28 protein-coding genes and 2 riboswitches are annotated in these 26,178 nt (G+C 41.4%); of the genes, 27 read left to right on the forward strand and 1 reads right to left on the reverse strand.

Annotation, left to right across the window (positions count from 1 at the left end; genetic code table 11):
- The first annotated feature begins 2 nt into the window (after positions 1–2).
- The 12 genes from spoVAC (at position 3) to M313_RS0109065 (ending at position 11,040) form a co-directional block, all read left to right on the forward strand.
- On the forward strand, positions 3–461 hold the full coding sequence (spoVAC, locus tag M313_RS0109000; protein ID WP_010194397.1) for a stage V sporulation protein AC: 459 nt from the start codon (positions 3–5) through the stop codon (positions 459–461).
- A 12-nt stretch (positions 462–473) separates the two neighbouring features.
- The gene (gene spoVAD / locus M313_RS0109005) at positions 474–1,484 is read left to right on the forward strand and encodes a stage V sporulation protein AD (RefSeq protein ID WP_010194399.1); all 1,011 of its coding nucleotides are present in this window, start codon (positions 474–476) and stop codon (positions 1,482–1,484) included.
- The gene (spoVAE, locus tag M313_RS0109010) at positions 1,484–1,834 is read left to right on the forward strand and encodes a stage V sporulation protein AE (protein ID WP_010194401.1); all 351 of its coding nucleotides are present in this window, start codon (positions 1,484–1,486) and stop codon (positions 1,832–1,834) included. The genes spoVAD and spoVAE overlap by 1 nt, the downstream gene beginning before the upstream one ends.
- On the forward strand, positions 1,835–2,452 hold the full coding sequence (spoVAEA, locus tag M313_RS0109015; RefSeq protein ID WP_010194402.1) for a stage V sporulation protein SpoVABEA: 618 nt from the start codon (positions 1,835–1,837) through the stop codon (positions 2,450–2,452).
- Entirely contained in the window at positions 2,400–3,875 is a 1,476-nt protein-coding gene (locus M313_RS0109020; protein ID WP_010194404.1) for a spore germination protein, read from the forward strand. Before spoVAEA ends, M313_RS0109020 begins: the two co-directional genes overlap by 53 nt.
- Positions 3,876–4,097: 222 nt before the next feature.
- Complete coding sequence (lysA, locus tag M313_RS0109025; RefSeq protein ID WP_010194406.1) at positions 4,098–5,423, forward strand: diaminopimelate decarboxylase; 1,326 nt, start codon at positions 4,098–4,100, stop codon at positions 5,421–5,423.
- Between the two features lie 517 nt (positions 5,424–5,940).
- Positions 5,941–6,381, forward strand: coding sequence for a peptidylprolyl isomerase (locus tag M313_RS0109035; protein WP_010194410.1), 441 nt, complete (start codon positions 5,941–5,943; stop codon positions 6,379–6,381).
- Between the two features lie 228 nt (positions 6,382–6,609).
- Positions 6,610–6,760, forward strand: a riboswitch (FMN riboswitch).
- 139 nt (positions 6,761–6,899) lie between these two features.
- Positions 6,900–8,003, forward strand: a complete 1,104-nt coding sequence (gene ribD, locus M313_RS23180; RefSeq protein ID WP_010194412.1) for a bifunctional diaminohydroxyphosphoribosylaminopyrimidine deaminase/5-amino-6-(5-phosphoribosylamino)uracil reductase RibD — start codon at positions 6,900–6,902, stop codon at positions 8,001–8,003.
- A gap of 4 nt (positions 8,004–8,007) precedes the next feature.
- On the forward strand, positions 8,008–8,661 hold the full coding sequence (ribE, locus tag M313_RS0109050; protein WP_010194420.1) for a riboflavin synthase: 654 nt from the start codon (positions 8,008–8,010) through the stop codon (positions 8,659–8,661).
- Between the two features lie 14 nt (positions 8,662–8,675).
- Positions 8,676–9,878, forward strand: a complete 1,203-nt coding sequence (locus M313_RS0109055) for a bifunctional 3,4-dihydroxy-2-butanone-4-phosphate synthase/GTP cyclohydrolase II (protein ID WP_010194422.1) — start codon at positions 8,676–8,678, stop codon at positions 9,876–9,878.
- 179 nt (positions 9,879–10,057) lie between these two features.
- Positions 10,058–10,522: a 6,7-dimethyl-8-ribityllumazine synthase gene (gene ribH / locus M313_RS0109060; protein WP_010194425.1), complete on the forward strand. Its 465-nt coding sequence runs from the start codon at positions 10,058–10,060 to the stop codon at positions 10,520–10,522.
- Between the two features lie 155 nt (positions 10,523–10,677).
- On the forward strand, positions 10,678–11,040 hold the full coding sequence (locus M313_RS0109065) for a GNAT family N-acetyltransferase (protein ID WP_010194428.1): 363 nt from the start codon (positions 10,678–10,680) through the stop codon (positions 11,038–11,040).
- A gap of 245 nt (positions 11,041–11,285) precedes the next feature.
- Here M313_RS0109065 and M313_RS0109070 read toward each other — a convergent pair whose 3' ends face one another.
- Positions 11,286–11,804: a DUF309 domain-containing protein gene (locus M313_RS0109070; protein WP_010194430.1), complete on the reverse strand. Its 519-nt coding sequence runs from the start codon at positions 11,802–11,804 to the stop codon at positions 11,286–11,288.
- Between the two features lie 118 nt (positions 11,805–11,922).
- On the opposite strand from M313_RS0109070, the gene M313_RS0109075 reads away from it, so the two are divergent.
- The 15 genes from M313_RS0109075 (at position 11,923) to M313_RS0109145 (ending at position 26,176) form a co-directional block, all read left to right on the forward strand.
- Positions 11,923–12,705 (forward strand): segregation/condensation protein A, encoded by a 783-nt coding sequence (locus tag M313_RS0109075; RefSeq protein WP_010194432.1) that lies wholly within the window; start codon positions 11,923–11,925, stop codon positions 12,703–12,705.
- Positions 12,692–13,270 (forward strand): SMC-Scp complex subunit ScpB, encoded by a 579-nt coding sequence (gene scpB, locus M313_RS0109080; RefSeq protein ID WP_010194434.1) that lies wholly within the window; start codon positions 12,692–12,694, stop codon positions 13,268–13,270. The genes M313_RS0109075 and scpB overlap by 14 nt, the downstream gene beginning before the upstream one ends.
- A gap of 93 nt (positions 13,271–13,363) precedes the next feature.
- The gene (locus M313_RS0109085) at positions 13,364–13,795 is read left to right on the forward strand and encodes a hypothetical protein (protein ID WP_010194435.1); all 432 of its coding nucleotides are present in this window, start codon (positions 13,364–13,366) and stop codon (positions 13,793–13,795) included.
- A 113-nt stretch (positions 13,796–13,908) separates the two neighbouring features.
- Positions 13,909–14,397, forward strand: coding sequence for a YpuI family protein (locus tag M313_RS0109090; protein WP_010194437.1), 489 nt, complete (start codon positions 13,909–13,911; stop codon positions 14,395–14,397).
- A 123-nt stretch (positions 14,398–14,520) separates the two neighbouring features.
- A complete protein-coding gene (locus M313_RS0109095; protein WP_010194439.1) occupies positions 14,521–15,411 on the forward strand; it encodes a superoxide dismutase in 891 nt (296 codons plus the stop codon).
- Positions 15,412–15,530: 119 nt separating this feature from the next.
- Positions 15,531–16,685, forward strand: a complete 1,155-nt coding sequence (locus tag M313_RS0109100) for a D-alanyl-D-alanine carboxypeptidase family protein (RefSeq protein ID WP_010194441.1) — start codon at positions 15,531–15,533, stop codon at positions 16,683–16,685.
- The gene (locus M313_RS0109105) at positions 16,679–17,269 is read left to right on the forward strand and encodes a nucleoside recognition domain-containing protein (protein ID WP_010194443.1); all 591 of its coding nucleotides are present in this window, start codon (positions 16,679–16,681) and stop codon (positions 17,267–17,269) included. The genes M313_RS0109100 and M313_RS0109105 overlap by 7 nt, the downstream gene beginning before the upstream one ends.
- 3 nt (positions 17,270–17,272) lie before the next feature.
- The gene (locus M313_RS0109110; protein WP_010194445.1) at positions 17,273–17,806 is read left to right on the forward strand and encodes a spore maturation protein; all 534 of its coding nucleotides are present in this window, start codon (positions 17,273–17,275) and stop codon (positions 17,804–17,806) included.
- Between the two features lie 601 nt (positions 17,807–18,407).
- Positions 18,408–19,136, forward strand: a complete 729-nt coding sequence (locus M313_RS0109115) for a pseudouridine synthase (RefSeq protein WP_010194448.1) — start codon at positions 18,408–18,410, stop codon at positions 19,134–19,136.
- A 184-nt stretch (positions 19,137–19,320) separates the two neighbouring features.
- On the forward strand, positions 19,321–19,848 hold the full coding sequence (gene resA / locus M313_RS0109120) for a thiol-disulfide oxidoreductase ResA (protein ID WP_010194450.1): 528 nt from the start codon (positions 19,321–19,323) through the stop codon (positions 19,846–19,848).
- A 15-nt stretch (positions 19,849–19,863) separates the two neighbouring features.
- On the forward strand, positions 19,864–21,525 hold the full coding sequence (resB, locus tag M313_RS0109125) for a cytochrome c biogenesis protein ResB (protein ID WP_010194452.1): 1,662 nt from the start codon (positions 19,864–19,866) through the stop codon (positions 21,523–21,525).
- 2 nt (positions 21,526–21,527) lie between these two features.
- The gene (gene ccsB / locus M313_RS0109130) at positions 21,528–22,691 is read left to right on the forward strand and encodes a c-type cytochrome biogenesis protein CcsB (protein ID WP_010194454.1); all 1,164 of its coding nucleotides are present in this window, start codon (positions 21,528–21,530) and stop codon (positions 22,689–22,691) included.
- Positions 22,692–22,753: 62 nt separating this feature from the next.
- The gene (locus tag M313_RS0109135) at positions 22,754–23,479 is read left to right on the forward strand and encodes a response regulator transcription factor (protein WP_029326411.1); all 726 of its coding nucleotides are present in this window, start codon (positions 22,754–22,756) and stop codon (positions 23,477–23,479) included.
- Positions 23,476–25,260, forward strand: a complete 1,785-nt coding sequence (locus tag M313_RS0109140) for an ATP-binding protein (RefSeq protein WP_010194459.1) — start codon at positions 23,476–23,478, stop codon at positions 25,258–25,260. Before M313_RS0109135 ends, M313_RS0109140 begins: the two co-directional genes overlap by 4 nt.
- A 76-nt stretch (positions 25,261–25,336) precedes the next feature.
- A riboswitch (cobalamin riboswitch) is annotated at positions 25,337–25,538 on the forward strand.
- A 215-nt stretch (positions 25,539–25,753) separates the two neighbouring features.
- Positions 25,754–26,176 (forward strand): DUF4430 domain-containing protein, encoded by a 423-nt coding sequence (locus M313_RS0109145; RefSeq protein ID WP_010194462.1) that lies wholly within the window; start codon positions 25,754–25,756, stop codon positions 26,174–26,176.
- Positions 26,177–26,178 lie beyond the last annotated feature (2 nt).

Raw genomic sequence — 26,178 nt, forward strand, 5'->3', positions numbered from 1 at the left:
TCATGAGTGAAAAGCTTAAAGATAATTATAAAAATAACATAAAAAAATTCCAGCCTAAACCACCTTACGTAGTCAATTGTGTGAAGGCTTTTCTTGTAGGAGGGCTGATTTGTTTGATTGGGCAGGGCATACAAAATTTTTATATGACTGTGTTTAATTTTAATGAGGAAAATGTGGGAAACCCTACGGTAGCTACTCTGATTTTAATTTCAGCCATGCTTACAGGCCTTGGGATTTACGATAAACTTGGTCAATTTGCTGGTGCCGGTTCTGCTGTACCTGTGACCGGTTTCGCAAATTCCATGACAAGTGCGGCTATGGAACACAGAAGTGAAGGAATTGTCCTTGGAGTAGCGACAAATATGTTTAAGCTTGCGGGCAGTGTCATCGTATTTGGAGTGGTGGCGGCCTATGTAGTAGGCATGATCAGGTATTTATTAAATATGAGTTTTACTGGTTAGGGGGTAAAAATAGTGCGACTAACAGGAAAACAAAGTTGGGTTTTTGAACAACCAATTTATATTAGTTCCACAGGAACCGCCGTTGGACCTAAAGAAGCGGAAGGGCCACTCGGATCTTTATTTGATAAAACGTACGATGAGCTTCACTGCGGGGAAGATAATTGGGAGCTTGCCGAAAGAAGGTTGATGGAACAATCTGTTCAAACTTGTCTGGAGAAGGTGAACCTGGAACACAAGGACATTGACTTTTTTTTGGCAGGGGACTTGCTTAACCAGAATGTAACAGCTAATTATGTGGCTCGGCATCATCAAATTCCATTCCTTTGCATGTTTGGTGCTTGTTCTACCTCGATGGAAACATTAGCAGTGGGAGCAGCACTGGTTGACGGTGGTTTTGCCAATAGGGTGCTTGCCTCTACCAGCAGTCACAATGCTACAGCAGAAAGGCAGTTTCGCTATCCAACCGAATATGGAGGACAAAAACCTGATTCCGCAACTTTCACTGTGACGGGATCTGGAACTGCACTTGTCAGCAAACAACCGAGCCCGATCCGTATTACCTCAGCGACCATCGGAAGAGTGATAGATCTTGGCATTACAGACCCATTTGATATGGGTTCTGCCATGGCCCCAGCAGCAGCTGATACGATTCAAGCACATTTTCAAGATTTAAATGTAAATCCCGACACTTATGACCTGATTGTCACAGGTGACCTTTCGGGTGTCGGAAGTCCTATCCTAAAAGAGCTTTTAAAAGAAGAAGGCTATGATATCACGGTGAAACATAGTGATTGCGGCTTGATGATTTTCAGGCCAGATCAGGAGGTGTTTGCTGGAGGAAGTGGTTGTGGATGCTGTGCGGTCGTAACCTATGCCCATCTCATTAATGAACTAATGACCGGAATGATCAAGAAAGTCCTTGTCGTTGCCACAGGAGCACTCCTAAGCCCTACCATGATTCAGCAAAAGGAATCAATTCCAACGATCGCCCACGGCGTTGTGTTAGAGAGGGTGGGGCCATAATGGAATATCTAATAGCTTTTGTGGTGGGTGGGTTGATTTGTGTTATTGGGCAACTATTACTGGATTTTGCCAAGCTTACACCTGCACATGTGATGAGTTCGTTCGTTGTAGCTGGGGCGATCCTGGACGGTTTTGGAATTTATGATAAGCTGATTGATTTTGCAGGTGCAGGTGCAACCGTCCCAATAACAAGCTTTGGTCATTCATTACTACACGGCGCGATGCACCAGTCAGAGAAACATGGCTTTATCGGGATTGGGATGGGAATATTCGAGTTAACTTCTGCGGGAATTTCAGCTGCCATTCTATTTGCTTTTATCGCCGCACTTATCTTTAAACCGAAAGGGTAGATGGATGTGATTACAAAACGGGTCATCTTAATAACGGATGGAGATGTATATGCCAAGAAAACAATACAGCTTGTTGCTAAACACTATGGTGGCAGATGTATTTCTGCTTCCTTTGGCAATCCTACCCTGCTTAGTGGGGAAGAGTTAGTGAAGCTAATATTGCAGGCGAAAAGTGAACCCGTTTTTGTAATGTTTGATGACAGTGGTTTTCTTGGGGAGGGTTCAGGTGAGCGAGCACTTCGATATGTGGCCACTCATGAACAAATTGAAGTATTAGGCGTAATCGCTGTTGCTTCTAAGACACACCAATCGGAATGGACAAGAGTGCACGTGACAGTTGATCGTGATCTGCAAGTCTCCTCTCATGGAGTTGATAAAAGTGGAATACAGGAAATGGATATTGGAAGAATAAATGGAGATACCGTGTATTGTTTAGATGAATTGCATTTTCCGCTTATTGTCGGAATTGGCGATATAGGCAAGATGGCAAGGAGAGATGATGTAAAACGAGGAGCTCCCATTACCAGCAAAGCGGTCGAAATCATTTTAGAGAGGAATGGGTATGATGTCTCACAATGGAATGGAAAAAGTACCGATATCACCGAAGCTGACGAATAATGAAAAATTCTTTAAAGACGAAGTAGGACTTGATGTCAGCTTTGACCTTGGCGTAAGGAAGTTCACCGTACTTGGCAAGGAGTTAAATCTTTACTACGTTAACGGACTTTGTGACACGCTGTTTATAATCGAACTTATGGAAGAATTGCTTCATGTTAATGACTTTGAAAAGAAGACATATAAGGTAAAAGAGATTGTTCATAATCGATTGGTGAACCAGCAAGTGAACAACATTGAGTATATGGATGAAGTGGTTGACCAAGTCCTCAGTGGCCTTGTTGTTATTTTGCTAGAAGGGGAACACAGCGGTTTTGTGATTGATACTCGTTCATACCCGGGACGTAATCCTGAAGAACCTGATACGGAGAAAGTGGTAAGGGGAGCAAGGGACGGATATGTAGAGAATATTATTGTTAATACGGCACTCACTCGTAGAAGAATTAGGGATGAGAGATTGCGTTATGAAATTTTTCAAGTCGGTGAAAGGTCAAAAACAGACATTTGTCTGGCGTACATAAAAGATGTAGCAGACCCAGATCTGGTTGATATTGTTCGAAAAGAAACGAAAAATATCGATATTGATGGGCTGACCATGGCGGATAAAACAGTAGAAGAGTTTATCGTAAAGCAGGGCTACAATCCATTCCCGCTCGTTCGTTACACCGAAAGACCTGACATTGCAGCTACTCATCTGTTGGAAGGACATGTCATTGTGATGGTAGATACTTCTCCAAGTGTTATTATTACACCGACTACATTCTTCCATCATGTTCAACATGTAGAGGAATATCGCCAGTCTCCGGCAGTAGGTACTTTTGTTCGTTGGGTACGTTTTTGTGGAATCTTTGCTTCTTTGTTCCTTTTGCCACTTTGGTTCTTAATGATTTTGGAACCAAGTTTATTACCAGAGCAGATAAGTTTTATTGGACCAAATGAAGAATCCAATATTCCTGTTGTCTTTCAAATCTTTCTTGCAGATATTGGAGTGGAGTTTCTGAGACTGGCAGCGATTCACACACCAACCGCCCTTTCCACTGCAATGGGTTTAATTGCAGCTGTATTGATTGGGCAAATTGCCATTGATGTCGGGCTTTTCGTACCAGAGGTTATTTTATACGTTGCGGTAGCTGCAATTGGCTCCTTCACAACTCCAAGTTATGAGCTGAGTGTGGCCAATAAAATAATGAGGTTGATACTTTTAGCACTAGTTGCATTATTCCATGTGCCAGGTTTGGTTGTGGGGGTGACATTATTAATATTATTCCTTGCGGGGACTCGCTCGTTAAATACTCCATACTTGTGGCCGTTCATTCCTTTTAGTCCCAAAGCCTTGCTCATGATCCTAGTAAGAAGAAGTACACCAGGTGCTAAAATCCGTCCTAGCATCGTTCATCCAAGGAATCGTTTCAGGCAGCCTCAATAACAAACTAGTAGGAATATTCGCTTGATAGAGGCATTCATGTGTGGTAAAGTTTAGTTTAATTAAGTACAGGATGAAAGAGTTTGAAGACAGCTAAAGATTCTGTTTAGCTGTCTTTTACTTAAATTTTCAAAACAGGGCTAGAACACATCCACAATTCTCTCATAGAGAATATGGTATTAGATAGAGTTACATATAAACTAACTGCGCGAGGGGAAACGGCATATGTATTTTCATGGAACTAGTAAAGTAAACACAAAAGGACACTTGGAAATAGGAGGAGTGGACACAATTGAACTTGCAAACGATTATGGCACTCCACTATATGTTTATGATGTAGCACTCATTAGAGAGCGTTCACGCGACTTTCAAACAACGTTTAAAAATCTTGGTGTAAAAGCACAAGTAGCATACGCAAGCAAAGCATTTTCTTCTGTTGCTATGTTTCAGCTTATTAAGGAAGAAGGCTTATCACTAGACGTCGTGTCAGGAGGCGAACTCTATACAGCGCTTGTGGCAGACTTTCCGGTTGATCGCATTCACTTTCACGGCAACAACAAGAGTGTGGAAGAACTTGAAATGGCGGTGGAGAAGAAAATTGGCTGTGTTGTTGTAGACAACTTTTTGGAATTGACTTTGCTTCAGGACATCTGTAAAAAGCATGGATATACAATGCCAATTCTGCTACGTGTTACACCTGGTATTAATGCACATACACATGATTATATTTTGACAGGTCAAGAGGATTCCAAATTTGGTTTTGACTTGCAAAGCGGTCAGGCGCACGAAGCGATGAAGATCGCATCTAATGCAACTCATCTGGACTTGCTGGGAATTCACTGTCATATCGGTTCTCAAATTTTTGAAACAACAGGATTTAAGCTTGCAGCAGGCAAACTTTTTGATACATTAAAGGAATGGAACGAACAAGAAGGATTTGAAGCGCGTGTTGTAAACCTCGGCGGTGGATTCGGCATTCGGTATACGGAAGAAGACAATCCTCTGCCCGCTTCGGTGTATGTAGAAGAAATCATCACAGACGTTCAATCCTTTGTAAAAGATCATGGCTTAAAAATGCCCGAAATTTGGATTGAACCTGGTCGTTCATTGGTTGGAGATGCAGGAACTACCATCTATTCTGTAGGATCTAAAAAAGAGATTCCGAACATCAGGCATTATTTGGCCATTGATGGCGGCATGACGGATAATATCCGTCCGGCGTTGTATCAGGCAAAATACGAAGCTGTACTGGCAAACAGAGTGGAAGATGAGGCAGATGACAAGGTGTCGATAGCAGGTAAGTGTTGTGAATCAGGTGACATGTTAATTTGGGACCTTCCATTACCTAAAGCCAATCATGAAGACTATCTTGCAGTATTCTGTACTGGAGCATACGGCTATGCAATGGCAAACAACTATAACCGTATTACAAAGCCTGCAGTTGTTTTTGTAGAAGATGGCGAAGTTCAACTAGTCATCCGCCGCGAAACATTCGAAGACCTAGTAAGACTGGACTTACCATTTCAAGCAAAAACCAAGCTGACAAAATAAACCCAATCATACAAAAGCTCACCCTTTTAGCCGAGGGTGGGCTTTTGTAATTAGAGAACTGTTGATTTCCGTTCCAGGCGCTTCGCTTGCCTGCGGGCGGTCCGTGAGCCTCCTCACAACGCTTCAGGGGTCTCACCTGTCCCCCTTCCTCCCGCGGGCGCGCCTTCCACTAAAATCAACAAGGGAACTTCATTCAATAAAAGGCAAAAGGTTATTTGACCTAGCAACCTAAAAATCCATTAATGCTAATTTAACGTAATTTCTAGCTGTTGATTGGAGCAAATGGCGAAGACTCCTACGGGAGAGTAGCGGCAATGTTGAGACCCCGCAGGCTTGCCGAGGAGGCTCCAGCAGCGCCCCTAGGAAAGCGAAGCCATTTGCGGAAATCAACAGCGGTGGTTATGAAATCTACTGACGAAATAGTAGCTTTACCGGCCATCTGACTTCCTTTTCGTTTTATAATCATGTATGATTATAACTGGTTGATTTTAATTTTAGATACAAGGAGATGTTCATAATGGCAAAAACAGGATACATACTTATGGAAAACGGAGAAAGAATCGAATTCGAACTTTACCCAAACGAAGCACCTAACACAGTTGCTAACTTTGAAAAATTAGCTAACGAAGGATTCTACAACGGTGTAACATTCCACCGTGTTATCCCTGGTTTCGTAAGCCAAGGTGGAGACCCAACTGGTACTGGTGCAGGCGGTAGCGGAACTACAATCAAATGTGAAACAGAAGGTAACCCACATAAGCATGAAGCAGGAAGCCTTTCCATGGCTCACGCTGGAAGAGACACTGGTTCTAGCCAATTCTTCATCGTACACCAGCCACAGCCTCACTTAAACGGTGTTCACACTGTTTTTGGTAAAGTGACTTCTGGACTTGAAACTGCTAGAAACATGAAAAATGGCGACGTTATGGAGAAAGTAGAAGTAACAGACGCTGAATAATACTTTTAAAAGCGGGAGCAGAGATGCTCTCTCTTTTTTTACAAGAAAAGAAAGCAGGTACCTACCATGAATAAAAAGAATTGGATTTTACTAGGCGTGTTGCTCGCCATGTCCATGATTTGGGGCATCATTTACTGGTTTTTTATCGTCTAACCAACTTATCTGAAACTTTAAATTTTACTTATCATGAAGATATGCTAAAATAATAACGGTATACAACTACATACGAATGTCCTTCGGGGGTGGGTGAAATTCCCTACCGGCGGTGATGAAGCTTTATGTTTCTTAGTCCGTGACCCGGTTTTCTTGAAAAAGAAAAGCGGTGGATCTGGTGTAACTCCAGGGCCGACAGTGAAAGTCTGGATGGGAGAAGGATTATAGATTGCAAGCAGTGAAAAATTCATGTATGATCACTGTTTATTTTCCTATACGCAATTTTAATCCGCTCAAACCTCTAAGGCTATATTCTTAGAGGTTTTTATTATTTTTATCAATGAAGTGCAGGAGGGGGATTTGCTTTGGACGATCAGTATTATATGAAGTTTGCCATTGATCTGGCCAAACGCGCAACAGGTCAAACCTCTCCAAACCCGGTTGTGGGCAGTGTCGTGGTGAAAAATGGAGAAATTGTTGGCTTTGGTGCACACTTACGGGCGGGAGAAGCTCACGCAGAAGTGAATGCCATTCAAATGGCAGGTGTGGATAAAGCAAACGGTTCAACCGTTTATGTAACACTGGAACCTTGTAGTCATTTTGGCAAAACGCCTCCATGTTCAGACCTTCTCATTCAATCTCAGGTTAGCAGAGTGGTTATCGCTTCCACAGATCCAAACCCATTAGTAGCAGGGAGAGGAATCGAAAAGCTTCGAAAGGCAGGTATCGAGGTGGAACTTGGGGTGTGTGAGGAAGAAGCCTTGGCATTGAATCAAGTTTTCTTTCATCATATAAAAACAGGCAAACCTTTTGTGACATTGAAAACAGCTGCGAGTCTTGACGGGAAAACAGCCACTCACAGGAATGAGAGTAAGTGGATAACAGGACCTGATTCGCGCCTGGATGTTCACCAATACCGTCATCAACATGATGCGATCTTAGTGGGAGTTGGGACGGTACTTGCAGATGATCCAAGTCTGGATACAAGACTCCCAAATGGCGGGAAAAATCCGATAAGGATCATACTAGACTCTCACCTCAGGACACCGCTGGACTCTAAGGTTCTTACAGATGGTAAGGCGCCTACATGGATTGTCACAGGCTCTAAACCGGATTTGGAGAAAATGGCCTTTTTAGAGGGACAAGAAGGAGTTAGAGTCTTTACTCTCCCGATGGAAAAGGTAGAGGTCAATGAGCTTCTTTCGTTACTTGGCGAGGAAGAAATCACCTCTTTATTTGTAGAAGGCGGGGCTACTGTTAATGGCAGTTTTCTTAAAGAGAAAGCCATTCAACAGTTAATAACCTATATTGCTCCTAAGTTAATTGGTGGAAAAGCTGCTCCGACGCTTGTTGGCGGGGAGGGGTTTGCAACAATGGATGAAGTGATGGAATTCGAAATAAAAGAGGTCACTAAAATTGGTCCAGACCTGAAGATTGTATCTTCACCGAAAGTAGACGAACGGAGGTGATCTCTTGTTTACAGGAATCATTGAAGAGATAGGAACGATTAAACAAATCATTCGAGGCGATCAAGCAATTATCCTAGAAATCGAAGCTGAGAAAGTTTTAGAGGATGTAAAATTGGGAGACAGTATAGCAGTCAATGGTGTCTGCCTTACTGTCACAACGTTTACTTCAAACCGTTTTACAGTAGATGTAATGCCTGAAACGATACGTGCAACCTCGCTTAAGACATTAAATGCGGGCTCTAAGGTGAACCTAGAAAGAGCAATGATTGCGAATGGGAGATTTGGTGGGCACTTTGTCAGTGGGCATGTGGACGGAATAGGGACCATTCAAGATAAAAAAAGAATGGGCAACGCGGTCTACTATACCATAACTGCAGAGGATACTATTTCACGATATTTCATGCTTAAAGGTTCGGTAACAGTTGATGGTACAAGCCTGACCATTTTCGGAGTGTCAGAAAACAACTTTACTATTTCCCTCATTCCCCACACTTTAAATGAAACGATCCTTGGGGGAAAAGGGAAAGGTGATCTTGTCAATATTGAAGTGGACATGTTGGCAAAATATATGGAACATCTATTAAAGCAGCAGAATAGAACTCCTTCAAGTAAACCTAGTATGTCTGAATCATTTTTAGAAGAGCATGGATTTAAATAAGGTGGGTGAGAAAGATGAGTGAATTATTTAATTCGATAGAAGAAGCATTGGAAGATTTACAACAAGGGAAAGTTATCATTGTTTGTGATGATGAAGACCGAGAGAACGAGGGAGATTTCGTTGCTTTAGCTGAAAAGGCAACACCTGCTGTTGTGAATTTTATGGCAACGCACGGTCGTGGACTGATTTGTGTTCCTGTTCAAGAAGAGCTGGCTGAGAAGTTGGACCTTGTTCCAATGGTGAATCACAATACGGATTCCCATGGAACGGCCTTTACTGTCAGTATTGATCATAAGTCCACCACAACCGGCATTTCTGCATTTGAACGTTCCACTACCATACTGGAACTCTTGTCACCTGCATCTAAAGCAGGAGACTTTAAACGTCCAGGGCATATTTTCCCGCTTGTTGCTAAAAGGGGCGGGGTGTTAAGAAGAGCAGGTCATACAGAGGCAGCAGTAGACTTGGCGTTAATGAGCGGCTCCTATCCAGCAGGTGTTATCTGTGAAATTATGAACGAAGATGGCTCCATGGCGCGTGTACCCGAACTAAGAAAAATTGCCGACAAATTTGATCTAAAAATGATTACCATTAAAGATATGATTCAGTACCGTAATCGAAAAGACAAGTTGGTTCAAAGGGAAGTTGAAATTAAACTTCCAACTGAATTCGGTGATTTCCGTGCTGTAGGCTATTCAAACGTTGTAGATGGAAAAGAACATATTGCATTGGTAAAAGGAGATATTGATCCTGAATCTCCAACACTTGTCCGTGTTCACTCTGAATGTTTGACGGGGGATGTATTTGGTTCCAATCGATGTGATTGCGGCCCGCAACTTCATGCGGCACTTGCACAAATTGAGAAGGAAGGCAATGGTGTGCTTCTTTATATGAGACAAGAAGGAAGAGGCATCGGCTTGTTAAATAAGATGCGTGCTTATAAGTTGCAAGAAGAAGGGTACGACACGGTCGAAGCTAACGAGAAGCTCGGCTTTGGAGCGGACCTGCGGGATTACGGTATTGGAGCGCAAATTTTACGAGACCTTGGAGTATCTAAAATGAAACTTCTAACTAACAATCCTCGAAAGATTGCAGGATTGAAGGGCTATGAATTAGAGGTAGTAGACCGCGTACCACTCCAGATGCCAACCAAAGAAGCAAATGAAAGTTACTTAAAAACCAAACATTCAAAATTAGGGCATATGTTGCATTTTTAATTAATCCAGTACGCAGGTTGTTACTTGGAGCAAAATGCGGAGACTTCAGCGGGGGAGTAGCGGCAATGTTGAGACCCCTAAACGAAGTGAGGAGGCTCAAGGCCGCCCCGCGGAAAGCGAAGCATTTTGCGGAAAGTAACAACGGTTAATAAATATATATTAATTAGGAGGAACTAAACATGGCGAAAGTATTTGAAGGTAATTTAGTTGGAACAGGACTTAAAGTAGGAATCGTAGTAGGCAGATTCAATGAATTCATCACAAGCAAGCTTCTAGGCGGAGCACAAGACGCACTTAAAAGACACGGGGTAGAAGAAGAACAAGTGGACGTAGCATGGGTACCTGGTGCATTCGAAATCCCATTGGTTGCAAAAAGAATGGCCGACTCTGGTAAGTACGATGCAGTAATTACCCTTGGGACAGTTATTCGCGGATCTACACCTCACTTTGACTATGTATGTAACGAAGCGGCAAAAGGAGTATCTCAAGCTTCCATGCAATCGGGTATTCCGGTAATCTTTGGTGTACTTACAACCGAAACCATTGAACAGGCTATCGAAAGAGCAGGAACAAAAGCTGGTAACAAAGGCTGGGAAGCTGCTGCGGCTGCCATTGAGATGGCCAATTTATTACGCGAATTTTAAGATTTATTTTAAAAAGGTGTACTTTAAAGCTTTGTTTGGATAGAATGTATACGTAAGAGTAAGAAAATCTTTCAAATAGGAACATTTTTCATCTAATTTCCTATACTACTTGTAGTTATACTTATGAAAGTTTTTTCGATAATGAGGGGTAATTTATGTTAATTCGTTATAAGAAGAGCTTTGAGAAAATTGCTATGGGTCTTATGTCCTTTATGCCAACTGAAAAAGAGCTGAAGAAATTACAGCAATCGATGAGAGACTACGAAGAGAAAGAAAACTGGCAGCTTTTCCTTTGGAAGGAAGACGATATTATCGGATTGATTGGTATCGAGTTGGAAGAGGAAAGCTTCACCATTCAACATATCAGTGTCATCCCTTCCCACCGTGGGCAAGGATTTGGTAAAAGAATGGTTGTAGCGCTCACGCAAACTTATCCAAACAAAGCAGTCAAAACAACCCAATATACTACTGCATTTATTGAAAAATGTGATTTAAATGAAAATGAATGCAGTGAATAACTGCATATATGAGAAAAACGACGGCTTTCTTTGTGAAAGCACGTCGTTTTTGTGTTGTGGAGGTGTTTTTTTGTCTATCATACAGGTCCGGAAAGTCCGATGAAATAAAATACGAGCGGAACTAGAGCAAATACTGTCCAAAAAATGAAAATACGAGCCGAAATGGACCAAATACATGCTGTTCGACAACAACAGTCAAATTCCGACACGACCACCTCTGGCTCATGTTCATTCCTTCTTACGCTCTACCCCTTCCTCCGCAATTTCAGCTGCCTCTGCCTTTCCTCAATCACGTCAGACCGATCTCTTAGTGTATGCCTGTTCATTAATGAATCGTCAAATAAATCACTGGCTGCCCCCCAAACCTTACTCGCGCTCTGAGCCAGAGCTTCACAAGAAAGCTGCAAATCAGGATCTATTATCGGCAAATTCATACTCGCATAGGGTTCTTGTTTAGTCACACATACAATCCGCTCTTCAAGCGATTTAAGCAATCGCGCACTATCAAGCCCTAATGCCTCAATCGCTGCCGACTCTTTGCCAATAATCCGACAGGCATTTTGAAGCATGCGCAGGGATCCCTTGAAGTTTCCCCTGCGATGGTGGTAAAGTCCCACAGCAATTTGGATAAGGCCGACCCAATGAACTTCGCGCTCACCCGTATCTTTTTCTTTCCAATATTCTTCTAGTACTTCATGGCATTCAAAATAATCTCTATCACAATGAAAATGATATAAATAATTCAGGTAAGCTTTTGGATACAAAGGATTTCCTCCTTAATACAATTCTAATAATATTTTAACATAATCATGAAAACCCTATAAAATCTTGCTACAATACTCTATACTATTGTATAGTTTGATGTTTATGTTAGGTGGATGAATGATTGTGCAGGAATACAATGTGAAAGTAGAGGCCTTTGAAGGCCCTTTGGATTTATTATTACATTTAATTAACAGGTTGGAAATTGATATATATGATATACCCGTTGCTCAAATTACCGAGCAATACTTATTATACATACATACGATGAAAGAACTTCAGTTAGATGTTGCAAGTGAGTATCTTGTCATGGCGGCGACCCTTATTGAAATTAAAAGCAAAATGCTGCTTCCGAAACATGATGAGGAAATCTTAGACGAGGAAGATGAATTTACCGAATTTGAAGAGGATCCTCGCGAAGAATTAATGAATCGACTAATTGAGTATAGAAAATATAAAGAGGCGGCGGATGATTTAAAAGAAATGGAAGAAGAACGAAGCCATCTTTTCACGAAGCCTCCAAGTGATTTGAGTGGGCTCATGAAGGAAGTAAAGCCAGAAGAAGTGAAACTTGATGTTTCCTTATATGATATGCTCGGTGCATTGCAGAAACTAATGCGTAGGAAAAAAATACAGAAACCGGTGCAAACGAGGATTACACGCCAGGAGATTCCGATAGAGAAGAGAATGGAAGAACTGATCCGAGATTTGCGTCAATACAAGGGACGCAAGCATTTTTATGAGCTATTCCCAGAATCAAGCAAAGAGTATATTGTGGTGACATTTTTGGCGATACTTGAGCTTTTGAAAAAGAATAGTATTCTTTTGGAACAGGATAACAATTTCTCGGATATATATGTGTCTTATAAGGAAGGAGAAAACGAAGAAAGTGGCTATTATTAATTGGAAAGCGATTGTAGAAAGCCTCCTTTTTGCAGCAGGAGACGAAGGCCTTACGCTTAAGGAACTTACAAATGTTCTAGAAGTCGAGGAACATGTCGCAATGGATATTTTAGAAGAGTTGAAAAAAGGTTATCAAAAGAAGGAGAGGGGAATTACCCTCATAGAACTTGCAGGAACGTATCAATTGACTACTAAAAAAGAGCATTCTGTCTATCTGAAAAAACTGGTGGAATCGCCTTCTTCCCAAACACTTTCACAGGCAGCACTCGAAACATTAGCGATTGTTGCATATAAGCAGCCGATTACGCGGACGGAAGTAGAGAGTATTCGTGGTGTGAAAAGTGAAAGGCCGCTGCAAACATTGGCAGCAAAGGCGTTAGTGAAAGAAGTTGGCAGGGCTGAAGGTACAGGAAGAGCCATTCTTTATGGAACTACCAAGGAATTCTTGGATTATTTCGGGCTAAAAGATATCAAAGAACTGCCGCCGCTATCTGTAAATATGGAAGAAATGGATGAAGAAGCCGATCTGTTCTTTGAAAAGTTTCAAGAAACATTTGAATCTTAAGACTATTTATTTCTCTTATGGTAAAATAGTAGTATGGGAGGCTATTAATAGAAAAGCCCCTATGACAGATTAGCAGGTAGGAGTGACTGTTGTATGCGTATAATAAATTGTAGAGGGTATGAATTAGAAAAGGCACAACCCAACACTTCTGAGGATTTTTTCAATCGCTCTGAAGTGACGTTTGAAGATGATGGGCAAGACAAAACATTATATGTGCTGTATATTCGGTATTATGATGAAAACTTTTCGGAGTACATCCCAACTCTGAGTGGACAGACAGATCCTATTTTCGAGATTGGTGAAAAGAACATTACCTTTAAAGATTTGGTAGCCATTACTTGTTTAATTAAAAACCCAAGTTTTCGTCAAAGAAAACGAATCTATATTAATACGCCAGAGGAGCTTGCGGGTTATTTTGAGGGAGTGGATATCCCAAAAGTAAGAGAGATCTTTGAAGGCCTTCACAATCAAGGTACCTATAAACTTTCCTCGCCACTTCAATTTCTAGCGCAACCTTCTTCATAAGAGGCCAAGCTAGGAGTACTTCTAGCATTGCTAGTACTACTTTTAACTTTAGAAACGTATCGTAGTAGAAACTGACAATTAGAAAAAACTAATACTTGGAGGGTCATTTTTCAATGGCAAATACAATTGTAAAATCACAAACAGAACAGGTTGAGAGCTTTTTAGGAAATACAGTACATCAATTGAATGCGTTCTTGAATGAAGCTACACTTTCCACATTAATGGAAGAGTCTTCTACAAAACAGGAATATGTAGAACTTCTTTTATTAAATACTCGTCGACTTGCTGTATTCTGTGACGAAGGGTTGAATGCTTGTCAAGTTATCCTGAAAAGTGAACCGTTTAGAAAGTCAGCTGCTGAAAAAGTTTTATATAATATTTACCATCAATGTATCGAAGAGTTCTTTGCTCCAAGAAACGATGCCTGGTATGAGGACAGTCGATCTGCTTATACGGGGAAAAATTCTATCCAGTTCCATGAGGCACCTCCAGAATCATTAAAAATGGTGATTCGTGGTTTGGAGGGCGACTTCCAAGCAGTTCGTGAAGAGTTGGAGTATTATGAAACAGACTACCGAACCAAAATGATGCAAAGCAATTGATACGACAACACTAGCCCGTTCATTTGGGTTGGTGTTTTTTGTTTATCTTCCACTACTCATCTGTTGTTCCATAACGCCCAGATGCTGCATACAATAAAACGACGAGTGCAGGGGAGGGTGAGGATGATCAAACAAAATCAACTTGTTTTTAAGCAGTTTTTAAGCGATGTAGAAGACTGGTGCTTGGAAATATTGACATCCAACCAAGGTAGCAAAGAAGATTCTCGCAACAGTTGGCTACCTGAGATAAGAGGGATTCTAAAGAGAGTGCAATTTGCACAAGACCAACAGTATATTTACGAGTCTGACATACTAGATATTAAAAGGTGTGTGGAAGAAGCAGCGGAAGAGATGCGCAATGTTTCAAGCAGACGAGTGAATAATGGAAGGGTGCCGATCGGCCAGCATACCCTTCCACCACTGCCATATCCGTATAACGCCCTTGAACCATACATTTCAAGGGAGATAATGGAGCTGCACCACCAAAAGCATCATAAAAGTTATGTGGACGGATTAAATAAAGCAGAAATGAAAATGCTAGAAGCCCGCGAAACAGGTGACTTTGATCTTATCAAGCACTGGGAACGGGAAGCGGCTTTTCACGGATCCGGCCATTATTTGCACACGATGTTCTGGGATAACATGTCACCTAATGGTGGAGGTCAGCCAAGTGGAAGATTAATGCAGCAGATAGTCCAGGACTTTGGAAGTTATGAGAAATTTAAAAAACATTTTTCAGAAGCTGCTGATAAAGTAGAAGGTGTCGGGTGGGCTTTGCTTGTTTGGTCTCCACGTGCACACCGCTTGGAAATTTTGCAAACAGAAAAGCAGCAGCTGTTTACTCAATGGGATACCATCCCCTTACTTGGCTTAGATGTTTGGGAGCATGCTTATTATCTTCAATATAAAAATAACCGTAAAGATTATATTGATAAGTGGTGGAATCTTGTTAATTGGAAAGACGTTGAAAAGCGCTACCAAGAAGCATCTAGATTGAAGTGGAAACCATACTGATGAGAGAGGGAGGCCCATGCCTCTCTTTTTCCTTTCCATCCATTCGACATAAAAACCATTCATATTCTAGGACAGGTTCCGCATAAACTTGTACAAAAATAGATAAGGGATGGGATTGGATGTCTCTAATAAGAAAAATGTTCAGCATTGCGCTAGTTTCGCTGCTGATTTTCTCCATATGCATTCCGCATAATGTACATGCAGAACAAGTAGGGGTCAGTGCTAGAAATGCTGTCTTGATTGAACAAGAAAGCGGCAGGATCATTTACGAAAAGGATGCACATGACAAACAGAGGATTGCCAGTATCACCAAGGTGATGACTGCTATCTTGGCAATTGAATCTGGAAAACTGGATGAGATTGTAAAGGTTAGTGAAAAGGCCGTTCGTGCAGAAGGCTCATCCCTATACTTGAAACCAGGGGAAAAAATCAAACTCGAACATCTAGTATATGGTTTGATGCTCCGGTCTGGAAACGATTCTGCGGTTGCAATAGCTGAACATGTTGGCGGAAGTTTGGAAGGCTTTGTTTTCATGATGAATGAAAAGGCGGCAGAACTTGGGATGACCAACACAGAGTTCGCCAATCCACACGGCTTAGATGACCATGAGAACCACTACTCTTCTGCATACGACATGGCGCTATTGACTAGGTATGCCATGGAAAATGATAAATTTAAAGAGGTAGCAGGCACAAAGGTCTACAGAGCACCCGCTGCCCCTGGTGAATCATGGGACAGGAGTTGGACCAATAAACACCGCTTGGTAACAGGGATGTACCAATACGCAACAGGGGGGAAAACAGGTTATACAAAGCGGGCAAAGCGAACCCTTATCACCACAGCTTCTAAAGAAGGTTTAGATGTAATTGCCGTAACATTGAATGGTCCGGATGATTGGAAAGATCATATCTATATGTTCAATCGGGCATTTGTCGACTACAAATTATATGATATAGCGGAAAAGGGTGAATTAGACAATGTGAAAGACGATTTTTATAAAGGAAAAGTCTCACTCTCTCGTGATATTAAGTTTCCAATGACGCAAAAGGAAAGAGAAAATGTACGAATTAAAGTGACACTGGAAACGCCGAAAAAGGATTGGAAAGACGAAGGGAATGTACCGGAAGTGGTGGGGGAATATACCTTAATTGTCCACGATGAGGCTGTAGTGGAAACGCCAATCTATTTTGAGCGGAAACAGGAGAAGGAAGGCGGTTTCTGGAGTATCTTTAAGGATATCTTTTTCATCATGGCAGGAAAGATTACATGGTAAACATTATCTGGGTGGCCATGACAATTATCGGAATCTTGTTCGCGATGATTAATGGAACGATGGATAAAGTGAACGAGGCGATATTTACTGGTGCAAAGGAAGCGGTAACGATTTGCATCGGTTTTATCAGTATACTAGTGTTCTGGCTTGGATTAATGCGAATTGCACAGGAAGCGGGACTTCTTGAAAAGTTAGCTTCTCTCTTTAAACCCGTGGTACGCAGGGTTTTTCCAGAAGTTCCTCCAGATCACCCTGCAATGGGTTATATGCTATCTAATATGATTGCAAACATGTTTGGCCTGGGTAATGCTGCGACTCCCATGGGAATTAAAGCGATGGAACAACTGAGGGAATTGAACGGAGGAAAAATAGAAGCAAGCCGCTCCATGATTACATTTCTCGCAATCAATACATCAAGCCTTACCCTGATTCCAACAACTGTCATTGCGATCAGGATGAATTATGGATCTGCTTCCCCGACAGAAATAGTAGGTCCCACCCTTGTTGCCACCCTTTGCTCCACCATCGCTGCCATTACTATAGACCGTTTATTCTATTACCGGCGTAGGGCAAAAAGGAGGTAGTCCATGCAACTCATTTCACTCATATCGTTATGGATGATACCTCTCATTATTGGTTTCATTCTCTTATACGCAACGTTTAAGAAAGTGCCCACATACGAGACGTTTGTAGAAGGCGGAAAAGAAGGCATTAAGATAGCAATATCTATCATTCCTTTTTTGGTAGGAATGCTGGTTGCCATCTCAATCTTCAGGGCTTCAGGCGCCTTAGACTTTCTCGTAGAGTTTGTCAGACCCGCTATGCAGGCAATAGGTGTTCCCGCCGAAATTGTCCCCCTATCCATTATCAGGCCCATCTCAGGCACGGCAGCACTTGGAATGACGACAGATATGATAGCTACCTATGGACCGGATTCCTTTATGGGGAGGCTAGCTTCGGTACTCCAAGGAAGTACAGATACCACTCTGTATGTCATTACGGTATATTTTGGGGCAGTAGGTATCAAGAAAATGGGAGATGCTTTAAAAGTAGGATTGTTGGCTGATGTAGTCGGAATAGTTGTATCTATTCTGGTAGTTACAATATTTTTTGCCATGTAAACTAACGTCGAGAAAAATCTCGGCGTTTTTATTATTTGTGATGAAACTGTTGCTTTGCGTTCCAGGCGCTTCGCTTGCCTGCGGGCGGTCCGTGAGCCTCCTCAGGCTACGCCTTCCGGGGTCTCACCTGTCCCTTCCTCCCGCGGGCGTCTGCGCGCCTTCCACTCCAATCAACAAAGTGTTTTCATTCAACTTAAGTTAAATAAGCTATCTAACTGAGCTATTGGGAAACGAATAACTAATCTTAGCGTAATTTATAGCTGTTGATTGGAGCAAAAGGCGAAGACTCCTGAGGGAGATAGCGCTAGGTGGAGACCCCACAGGCGAAGCCGAGGAGGCTCCAGCAGCGCCCCTAGGAAAGCGAAGCCGTTTGCGGAAATCAACAGCGGTGCATATCCTAGCAACTAAAATTGGAACCAAGCAATTTTTGCTCGGTTTTTCTTATTATACTGCGCCAAATCCGGTTATCCATTATTTCCTCTTTCTTTTTACAAACAACAACAGGTATAATTAGAGTTTGCAAACATTGGGAATGCTAGAAGTAGAGAAATCTTGGCTTTTATTGTGAAAGTCGGGTAAGATGTTGAATGAGGTGAAAGATATGGAACGGTTACAAAAGGTAATTGCACACGCAGGGATTGCGTCAAGAAGAAAAGCAGAAGAATTGATAAAAGAAGGTAAAGTAAGAGTTAATGATAAAGTAGTAAAAGAATTAGGGGTAAAAGTTAACCCAAATGATAAAATTGAAGTAGAGGGAATTCCTGTTGAACGCGAGAAACCAGTCTACTTCTTACTATACAAACCAAGAGGCGTTATCTCTAGTGTAAGTGACGACAAAGGCAGAAAAGTAGCGACAGATTTCTTTCCATACATTGAGGAGCGCATCTATCCTGTTGGTAGATTAGACTATGATACTTCCGGTTTATTATTGATGACCAATGACGGTGAGTTCGCAAATGTGCTTATGCACCCCGCATCAGAAGTGGAAAAGGTCTATGTTGCAAAACTTAAAGGCATTCCTTCAAGAGAAGCGATTAAAAGCTTGGAAAGAGGAATAAAGCTTGAAGACGGTAAAACCGCACCTGCTCGCATTAAGCTACTTTCTATGGAGAGAACGAAGAACACCTCTATCTTTGAAATTAGCATTCATGAAGGTCGTAACAGACAGGTTCGCCGTATGTTTGAAGCAATCGGCCATCCGGTCATGAAATTAAAAAGGGAACGTTATGGTTTCCTGAACTTGCATGGACTGTCTGCAGGGGAAGCAAGAGAGTTGACTCCCCATGAAGTGAAACAGCTTCGTGTGATGGCAACAAAACCGAAGAAATAATAGTTATACTAGCAAAAGCGGAGGAAGCTTATAAGGCAGCTTCCGCTTTTGTTTGTGTCTGGCTCCTGTGTTTGGGAACCTTTGTTTTTCGGTCACAAAACCTTCATATTCTATTATCTATGCAAAAAGTAGTAAATGTTATAATAACTAGGATGAAATGTCTCAGTTTTAGGAGAGTATGTATATGAATAAAAAGAAACGCTTACTGATGCGGACAAGCATACTACTGCTTCTTTTACTCGCAATCGGATATACCATGTATACAAACTTCTTTCAGTCCAAAGAGATTGTGGACGTGGGAGATGAGGCACCAAATTTTGTACTTACTGATCTTGAAGGCAATGAAGTAATGCTTTCCGATTACCGTGGTAAAGGTGTATTTCTTAACTTCTGGGGAACATGGTGTAAGCCATGCGAACGAGAAATGCCATATATGGAAAATCAATATCAAGCCTTTCAAGAACAGGGCGTAGAAGTAATTGCAGTTAATATTAGAGAAACGAACCTCGCAGTCGAGAAGTTCAGAGATCGCCATGGATTAACCTTTCCCATCCCAATGGATAAACGTGACCAAGTAAGACAGGCCTATGGAATTCTACCATTACCGACTACTATTCTTCTGGATGAGAACGGCAAGGTCGTAATGAAGCATTCAGGTGAATTAACAGAGGAAAGAGTTAAAGAATTCATGGAAATGATCAAACCTAAATAATAGGGAGTTTTACGTATGAGTGAAATAAAATGTGAATGTGGACACATAAATCCAGAGGGTACCATACTTTGTGAAGCGTGCGGAAAACCAACGGAAAATGATCAAAGTAAAGAAAAACTTTTGGATATGCGTTATGAAGGTAGTGCTAGGCGTTCACAAACCTATAACAAAACGATAATAGATAAAGTATGGAACTTCTTTTCATCCGTTAAAGTTGGTATCTGGATTATCTTCATTATTCTGGTTGCCTCTTCCATCGGAACCATTTTTCCTCAAAAAGATTATATCAATCAGGCAATCCCTGCGGAAATGTATTACGAGCAAGAATACGGGTTTCCAGGAGAGTTGTATTACGCGTTAGGTTTCCATGATTTATATGGATCTTGGTGGTACATGCTTTTAATCGCTGCCTTAGGTATTTCCTTAGTCATTGCCAGTTTAGACCGATTTATCCCTTTACATAAATCCTTGAAAACACAAAGGGTGACAAGGCATGAGAGCTTCATGAAACGCCAAAGGGTTTATGGAACGACGGTGGTGGACGAAGAACCAAGCGCAGAAATTGAAAAAGCTAAGCAAGGTTTACTAAAACGAAAATTTAACGTCAGAGAAGAAGATGGCAATATTCTTGCAGAGAAAAATCGATTCTCCAGATGGGGTCCATATGTAAATCATATTGGTATCATCATTTTCCTTATTGGTGCGATGCTACGATTTTTCCCAGGTATGTATGTAGATGAAACAGTTTGGGTTCGTGAAGGGGAAACTGAACTTATTCCCGGCACAGGTGGTCAATACTACTTGAAAAACGAAGGTTTTATTTATGAAACATATAATAGTGAATCATCGGACGAAATATTTAATTCCGCTATTTCCAGAGCGGGGGAAGATGCCATTGCGAGTAATTTCCAAACAAACGCGGTATTATATGAGCGTAAGGGGGAGTACATCCTCGGGGCTGAACCAGAATTAGAAAAAGTAAAAGAGCATGCTGTTCAAGTGAACCAGCCGTTGAAGCATGACAACTATGCTCTTTATCAAGTAGACTATAAATTGAATGAATTTAAGAGCATGTCGTTCAATGTAGAAAACAAGGATTCTGAGGAGAGCTTTGGTACAATAAAAGTGGACTTGCTAAATCCGCAAGAAACATATGATCTTGGTGAAGGTGTTTCTGTGGAACTGGTAAATTACTTTCCTGACTTCACTTTAGAAGGTGGAGAACCAGCAACCAAAACAAGGGTGCCTAATAATCCTGCATTTGTTTTCAGAATGGTTACCCCTGAAACACCTGAAGGGGAAATTGCACTCGTAGCAATACGACAAAACATTGAACCTAATGGGACAAACCAGAATAAGATGACATTTGCCGGCGTAGAAACGCGCAATGTATCTGGATTGACTGTTCGAAAAGACCTCACATTATGGATTCTTGGCGCAGGCGGAGCGATCTTTATGATTGGTGTCATTCAAGGAATGTATTGGAATCACCGTCGTGTATGGATTAGAAGGAACGGTAATGAAATTATGCTTGCAGGTCATACGAACAAGAACTGGTTTGGATTAAAAAATGAAATTAATAAAGCGTTAGAACATACTTCTATTTCCATTCCTGTCGATCAAGTGGAAGCCGAAAAAGCGCAGGAACAAAAGATAGAAAAGAAAGAGGAGGCTTAAAAATGGCTCAGCTAAGTGGTAATTTGTTATACACTGCATTTATTCTCTATCTGATTGGAACAGCCTTCTTCGGTGGAGCCATTCGCGGTAAGCAAGGAAACAGAGCCGCGAAAATAGGGATCTTCATAACAATTCTAGGTTTTATAGCTCAACTAGGCTATTTTATTACCCGATGGATTGCAGGTGGACATGCACCTGTAAGTAATCTATTTGAATTTACAACTTTCTTCGGTATGATGATGGTGTTAGCTTTTATCGTCATTTATTTCATATATAAAACTAGTACACTGGGAGTTTTCACCCTTCCAATAGCATTGCTGTTGATTGCATATGCAGCAATGTTTCCAAGCGATATTTCTCCACTGATACCTGCATTGCAAAGTCATTGGCTGGCGATTCACGTATCAACGGTAGCACTGGGCATAGCTATTCTGTCTGTCAGTTTTGCAGCAGGTTTAATTTATTTGGTAAAAGTGGTAGATTATAGTAAAAAAGGTAAGAAGCCTTTCTGGGTTGAATTTACCCTTTATGTGTTAATTTCTTTCCTAGGGTTTATATTCATCTCCATTGGTTTTGGCGCAGTTGATTATGAGGCACAGTTCAATTACATCAATAAAGAAGGCGCACAAGAACAAGTGGTATATAACTTATATCCAATTGTCGGACCTAATGAAGGGGAATTATTGACGGAAAATAGAATGGATTCCCTTGTAAATCTTTCTCCATGGATTAATACTGTAAAGCTGAACACAGTTATTTGGTCCCTACTTGGCGGAGCAATTTTATATCTATTATTAAGAGTTATCATTAGAAAACCAATCGGAAAAGCGTTAAAACCTGCTGTGGCTAAGGTGAATCTGGATATGGTAGATGAAATTGGGTATCGAGCAGTAACAATTGGTTTCCCGGTTTTCACCCTTGGTGGACTTATCTTTGCAGCCATTTGGGCTCAGTTAGCCTGGTCAAGATTCTGGGCATGGGATCCAAAAGAAGTATGGGCGTTTATCACATGGTTATTCTATGCAGGATATCTTCATCTCCGTCTTTCTAAAGGATGGGAAGGCGAGAGATCTGCATGGCTCACGCTTGTTGGTTTTGCGATCATCTTGTTTAACTTAATTGGTGTTAACTTAATCATTGCTGGGCTTCATTCCTACGCGATGTAATACAAATAACCGGCCTTCACAATATTGTGGGGGCTTTTCTTGCAGATATTTGAAGGGGGTTTATGAATATGGAAAAAGAAGTGAGAATCCTTGTAGTGGATGATGAGGACCGTATTAGAAGGTTATTGAAAATGTATCTTGAAAGAGAAAATTATGTAATTGAAGAAGCTGATAACGGCAATACGGCGCTTGAGATGGCGCTTGAAAAAGAATACGATGTCATTTTGCTCGATGTCATGATGCCTGGCATGGACGGGATGGAAGTGTGTAAAGAAATTCGGGAGAAAAAAGCCACCCCCATTATTATGCTGACAGCCAAAGGGGAAGAAACGAACAGAGTGCAAGGGTTTGAAATGGGAACTGACGACTATATTGTAAAACCGTTCAGCCCACGAGAAGTAGTGCTTAGAGTGAAAGCGTTATTACGTCGATCCTCTAGCACAACGTTCTTGACAACTGAAACAACAACAAAGGATGTCATCGTCTTTCCTCACTTAACTATTGATAATGATGCACACAGAGTGACGTCTGAAGGGAAAGAGATTAATCTTACCCCTAAAGAATATGAACTTCTTTACTTTCTTGCAAAATCTCCTGATAAAGTTTTCGACCGCGAGCAACTGTTGAAAGAAGTCTGGCAATACGAATTCTTTGGGGATTTACGTACAGTTGACACGCATGTGAAACGCCTTCGCGAGAAATTAAACAAAGTGTCAGAACCAGCGTCTAAAATGATTGTAACAGTATGGGGCGTAGGCTATAAATTCGAGGTTGGCAATGAATCATGATTTGGAGAAGTGTAGTAGGTAAGCTTTGGCTTACAGTGTTACTGTTAGTTTCATTTGTTTTATTTGTTTTAACCATTCTTTTACTAGAGTTCTTTGAGAATTACCATGTACAGGAAGCAGAAAAGGATCTGACCCAGGCAGCGAGTAAGATTTCATTAATTCTTGAGCAGCATGAAGACATGGAGCAATCGAAATCTATTGCTTGGGAGCTTGTAGATGATGTGTCCCGGGTAGTTATTTTTACGGACAAGGGAGAGTACGCTCATTCCCCAACCTCACAAATTGACCACCTGCCAGCTGAATTCTTCCTAAATGACCCGGACCTTTCCCTCGTCTTTGAAGATCAGCCTATCGTGACGAAAAAGACTTATTTGCCAGATTTTCAAATTACAGATGAAATGCAAGGCGAAGTAATGATCGTCGGAATTCCCTTGCATATAAATGAAGATAAAGATGGAGCTGTTTTCGTTTATCAGTCCCTGCTTGCCATCAAAGAGACAACCAAACAAACAACAAAACTTATTTTGCTTGCTGCAGGTTTTGCTATCTTCCTAACGACCATTTTCGCATTCTTCTTATCTACAAGAATCACAGCGCCGTTGCGTAATATGCGAGAGGCCGCCTTTGAAGTGGCAAGAGGAAAGTTCGATACAAAGGTTCCTATTCTTACTTCGGATGAAATCGGAGAACTTGGAATGGCCTTTAATCAGATGGGCAGACAACTCAAGTTTAATATTAACGCCTTGAATCAAGAGAAGGAGCATTTAGCCAACATTCTCAGCAGTATGGCCGATGGGGTTATCACCTTAAATCGAGATGGCACCATTCTTGTAACCAACCCACCGGCGGAGAAGTTCTTACAAGCCTGGTACTATCAAGAAGGCAATGCCAGCGGAGAAGACCTGCCGGGTGAAGTGGTGGAAATGTTCCAACGGGCCGTTTCTGTGGAAAAAGAACAAAGCATCGAACTTACGTATCAAGGGCGTACGTGGGTGATCGTAATGAGTCCACTATATACTCAGACCCATATCCGCGGGGCTGTTGCAGTAATACGGGATATGACGGAAGAGAGAAGATTGGACAAACTTCGTAAAGACTTTATAGCCAATGTGTCCCATGAATTGCGTACACCAATTTCTATGCTGCAAGGCTATAGTGAAGCAATTGTCGATGATATTGCCGGAACCGACGAAGAGAAAAAAGAGCTCGCATCCGTTATATATGATGAATCACTCAGGATGGGCCGCCTTGTAAATGACTTACTTGATTTAGCGAGAATGGAAGCAGGTCATATTTCCTTGAATTATGAAAATGCCAATATTGTGGCTTTTGTCGAAAAGATAACAAGAAAGTTTCAGGGCCTTGCAAAAGAGAAGTCCATCGTGTTGCAATCACGTGTAGAAGGTGATGGAGTCATCCAAATGGATGTGGACCGTATGGAACAGGTAATGACGAACTTGGTAGACAACGCGATTCGACATACTGCAGACGATGGGACTATAACCATTCATGCAAAATTAATAAACAACGGAGTCAAAATAGATGTAAAAGATTCTGGGCACGGAATCCCGGAAGAAGATCTGCCTTTTGTTTTTGAACGCTTCTATAAAGCGGATAAAGCACGTACAAGAGGGCGTGCAGGAACAGGACTGGGACTAGCTATTGTGAAAAATATCATAGAAGCACACCGAGGTACCATATCCGTTCATTCAAAAGAGAACGAGGGAACGACATTTTCCATGTATATTCCACAAAAACACGCTCAAAATGGAGATGTGTAGCGAAAAATCTTGTTTTATATGAAACATTATCTTGTCAAGACCAGACATATCTTGTAATATGAACATAGTTAATTGAATAGCAATCGAAATAGTTGGTGTCACAATGGTGACTTAATAGGGAATTTGGTGAAATGCCAAAACTGTCCCCGCAACTGTAAATGTGGACGAAATGAGATGACCACTGTATGATCGGGCTTAAGAAATTAGGTCCCCATATGGGAAGGCTCAAAGTAGGAAGAAGCATAAGTCAGTAGACCTGCCAATTATTATACCAGTTTCAATACTTCGGGGGTTGAGTAGGAGAGACGGCAGAACTCCGTCTTTATTTGTCGTATTATGACAATGCCGTTATCACCTCATCCTGAAATTGGATGAGGTTTTTTGTTATGCTCAGCACATATTGATTGGAACATTAGGGGTAAAGATAGGAGGAGACAATTTCACGGTTTTACTACTTGCACTGCAAATTTATTACATAAGGGGAAAAAAACAGATGAAAAAACTTTTACTTACACTTTTACTATCATTAACGCTTGCCATTACAGGCTGCGCTAATGCAGGCAATGAAACAAATCAGTCTGCTAATAATGAGACTCCTGTTGAAACAGAAGAACAACAAGAAAGTCAACTTTCCACCACGATTAAACTAACGAAAGAAGGCGAAGAAGCCATTAGTGAGGAAACAGTTGAGTTTGAAGAAGGTGAGTCTTTGATGGAAGTTATGGACCGCAACTTTGAGCTTACTACAGGTTTTGGAGGAGATTTCATCGTCGGAATCGACGGTCTTGGATCTGAGGAAGAATCTGATTATTATTGGAACATCTCCGTCAACGGTGAAAGCTTAATGGTCGGGGCAAGTGATTATACGCTAGAGGAGAACGACGAAGTTCATTTTGATTATCAAAAGGTGGAATGATG

It is taken from the genome of Bacillus sp. m3-13 (assembly GCF_000175075.1).
Lineage (GTDB): Bacteria > Bacillota > Bacilli > Bacillales > Bacillaceae_I > Sutcliffiella_A > Sutcliffiella_A horikoshii_C.

Bases quoted from the DNA above. Each gene is read 5' to 3' on its own strand.
- spoVAC (WP_010194397.1), top strand. From the start codon at position 3: ATGAGTGAAAAGCTTAAAGATAATTATAAAAATAACATAAAAAAATTC.
- spoVAE (WP_010194401.1), top strand. From the start codon at position 1,484: ATGGAATATCTAATAGCTTTTGTGGTGGGTGGGTTGATTTGTGTTATT.
- spoVAEA (WP_010194402.1), top strand. From the start codon at position 1,835: ATGGATGTGATTACAAAACGGGTCATCTTAATAACGGATGGAGATGTA.
- M313_RS0109020 (WP_010194404.1), top strand. From the start codon at position 2,400: ATGTCTCACAATGGAATGGAAAAAGTACCGATATCACCGAAGCTGACG.
- lysA (WP_010194406.1), top strand. From the start codon at position 4,098: ATGTATTTTCATGGAACTAGTAAAGTAAACACAAAAGGACACTTGGAA.
- M313_RS0109035 (WP_010194410.1), top strand. From the start codon at position 5,941: ATGGCAAAAACAGGATACATACTTATGGAAAACGGAGAAAGAATCGAA.
- M313_RS0109055 (WP_010194422.1), top strand. From the start codon at position 8,676: ATGAGTGAATTATTTAATTCGATAGAAGAAGCATTGGAAGATTTACAA.
- ribH (WP_010194425.1), top strand. From the start codon at position 10,058: ATGGCGAAAGTATTTGAAGGTAATTTAGTTGGAACAGGACTTAAAGTA.
- M313_RS0109065 (WP_010194428.1), top strand. From the start codon at position 10,678: ATGTTAATTCGTTATAAGAAGAGCTTTGAGAAAATTGCTATGGGTCTT.
- M313_RS0109075 (WP_010194432.1), top strand. From the start codon at position 11,923: ATGATTGTGCAGGAATACAATGTGAAAGTAGAGGCCTTTGAAGGCCCT.
- M313_RS0109085 (WP_010194435.1), top strand. From the start codon at position 13,364: ATGCGTATAATAAATTGTAGAGGGTATGAATTAGAAAAGGCACAACCC.
- M313_RS0109090 (WP_010194437.1), top strand. From the start codon at position 13,909: ATGGCAAATACAATTGTAAAATCACAAACAGAACAGGTTGAGAGCTTT.
- M313_RS0109095 (WP_010194439.1), top strand. From the start codon at position 14,521: ATGATCAAACAAAATCAACTTGTTTTTAAGCAGTTTTTAAGCGATGTA.
- M313_RS0109100 (WP_010194441.1), top strand. From the start codon at position 15,531: ATGTCTCTAATAAGAAAAATGTTCAGCATTGCGCTAGTTTCGCTGCTG.
- M313_RS0109105 (WP_010194443.1), top strand. From the start codon at position 16,679: ATGGTAAACATTATCTGGGTGGCCATGACAATTATCGGAATCTTGTTC.
- M313_RS0109110 (WP_010194445.1), top strand. From the start codon at position 17,273: ATGCAACTCATTTCACTCATATCGTTATGGATGATACCTCTCATTATT.
- M313_RS0109115 (WP_010194448.1), top strand. From the start codon at position 18,408: ATGGAACGGTTACAAAAGGTAATTGCACACGCAGGGATTGCGTCAAGA.
- resA (WP_010194450.1), top strand. From the start codon at position 19,321: ATGAATAAAAAGAAACGCTTACTGATGCGGACAAGCATACTACTGCTT.
- resB (WP_010194452.1), top strand. From the start codon at position 19,864: ATGAGTGAAATAAAATGTGAATGTGGACACATAAATCCAGAGGGTACC.
- ccsB (WP_010194454.1), top strand. From the start codon at position 21,528: ATGGCTCAGCTAAGTGGTAATTTGTTATACACTGCATTTATTCTCTAT.
- M313_RS0109135 (WP_029326411.1), top strand. From the start codon at position 22,754: ATGAATATGGAAAAAGAAGTGAGAATCCTTGTAGTGGATGATGAGGAC.
- M313_RS0109140 (WP_010194459.1), top strand. From the start codon at position 23,476: ATGATTTGGAGAAGTGTAGTAGGTAAGCTTTGGCTTACAGTGTTACTG.
- M313_RS0109145 (WP_010194462.1), top strand. From the start codon at position 25,754: ATGAAAAAACTTTTACTTACACTTTTACTATCATTAACGCTTGCCATT.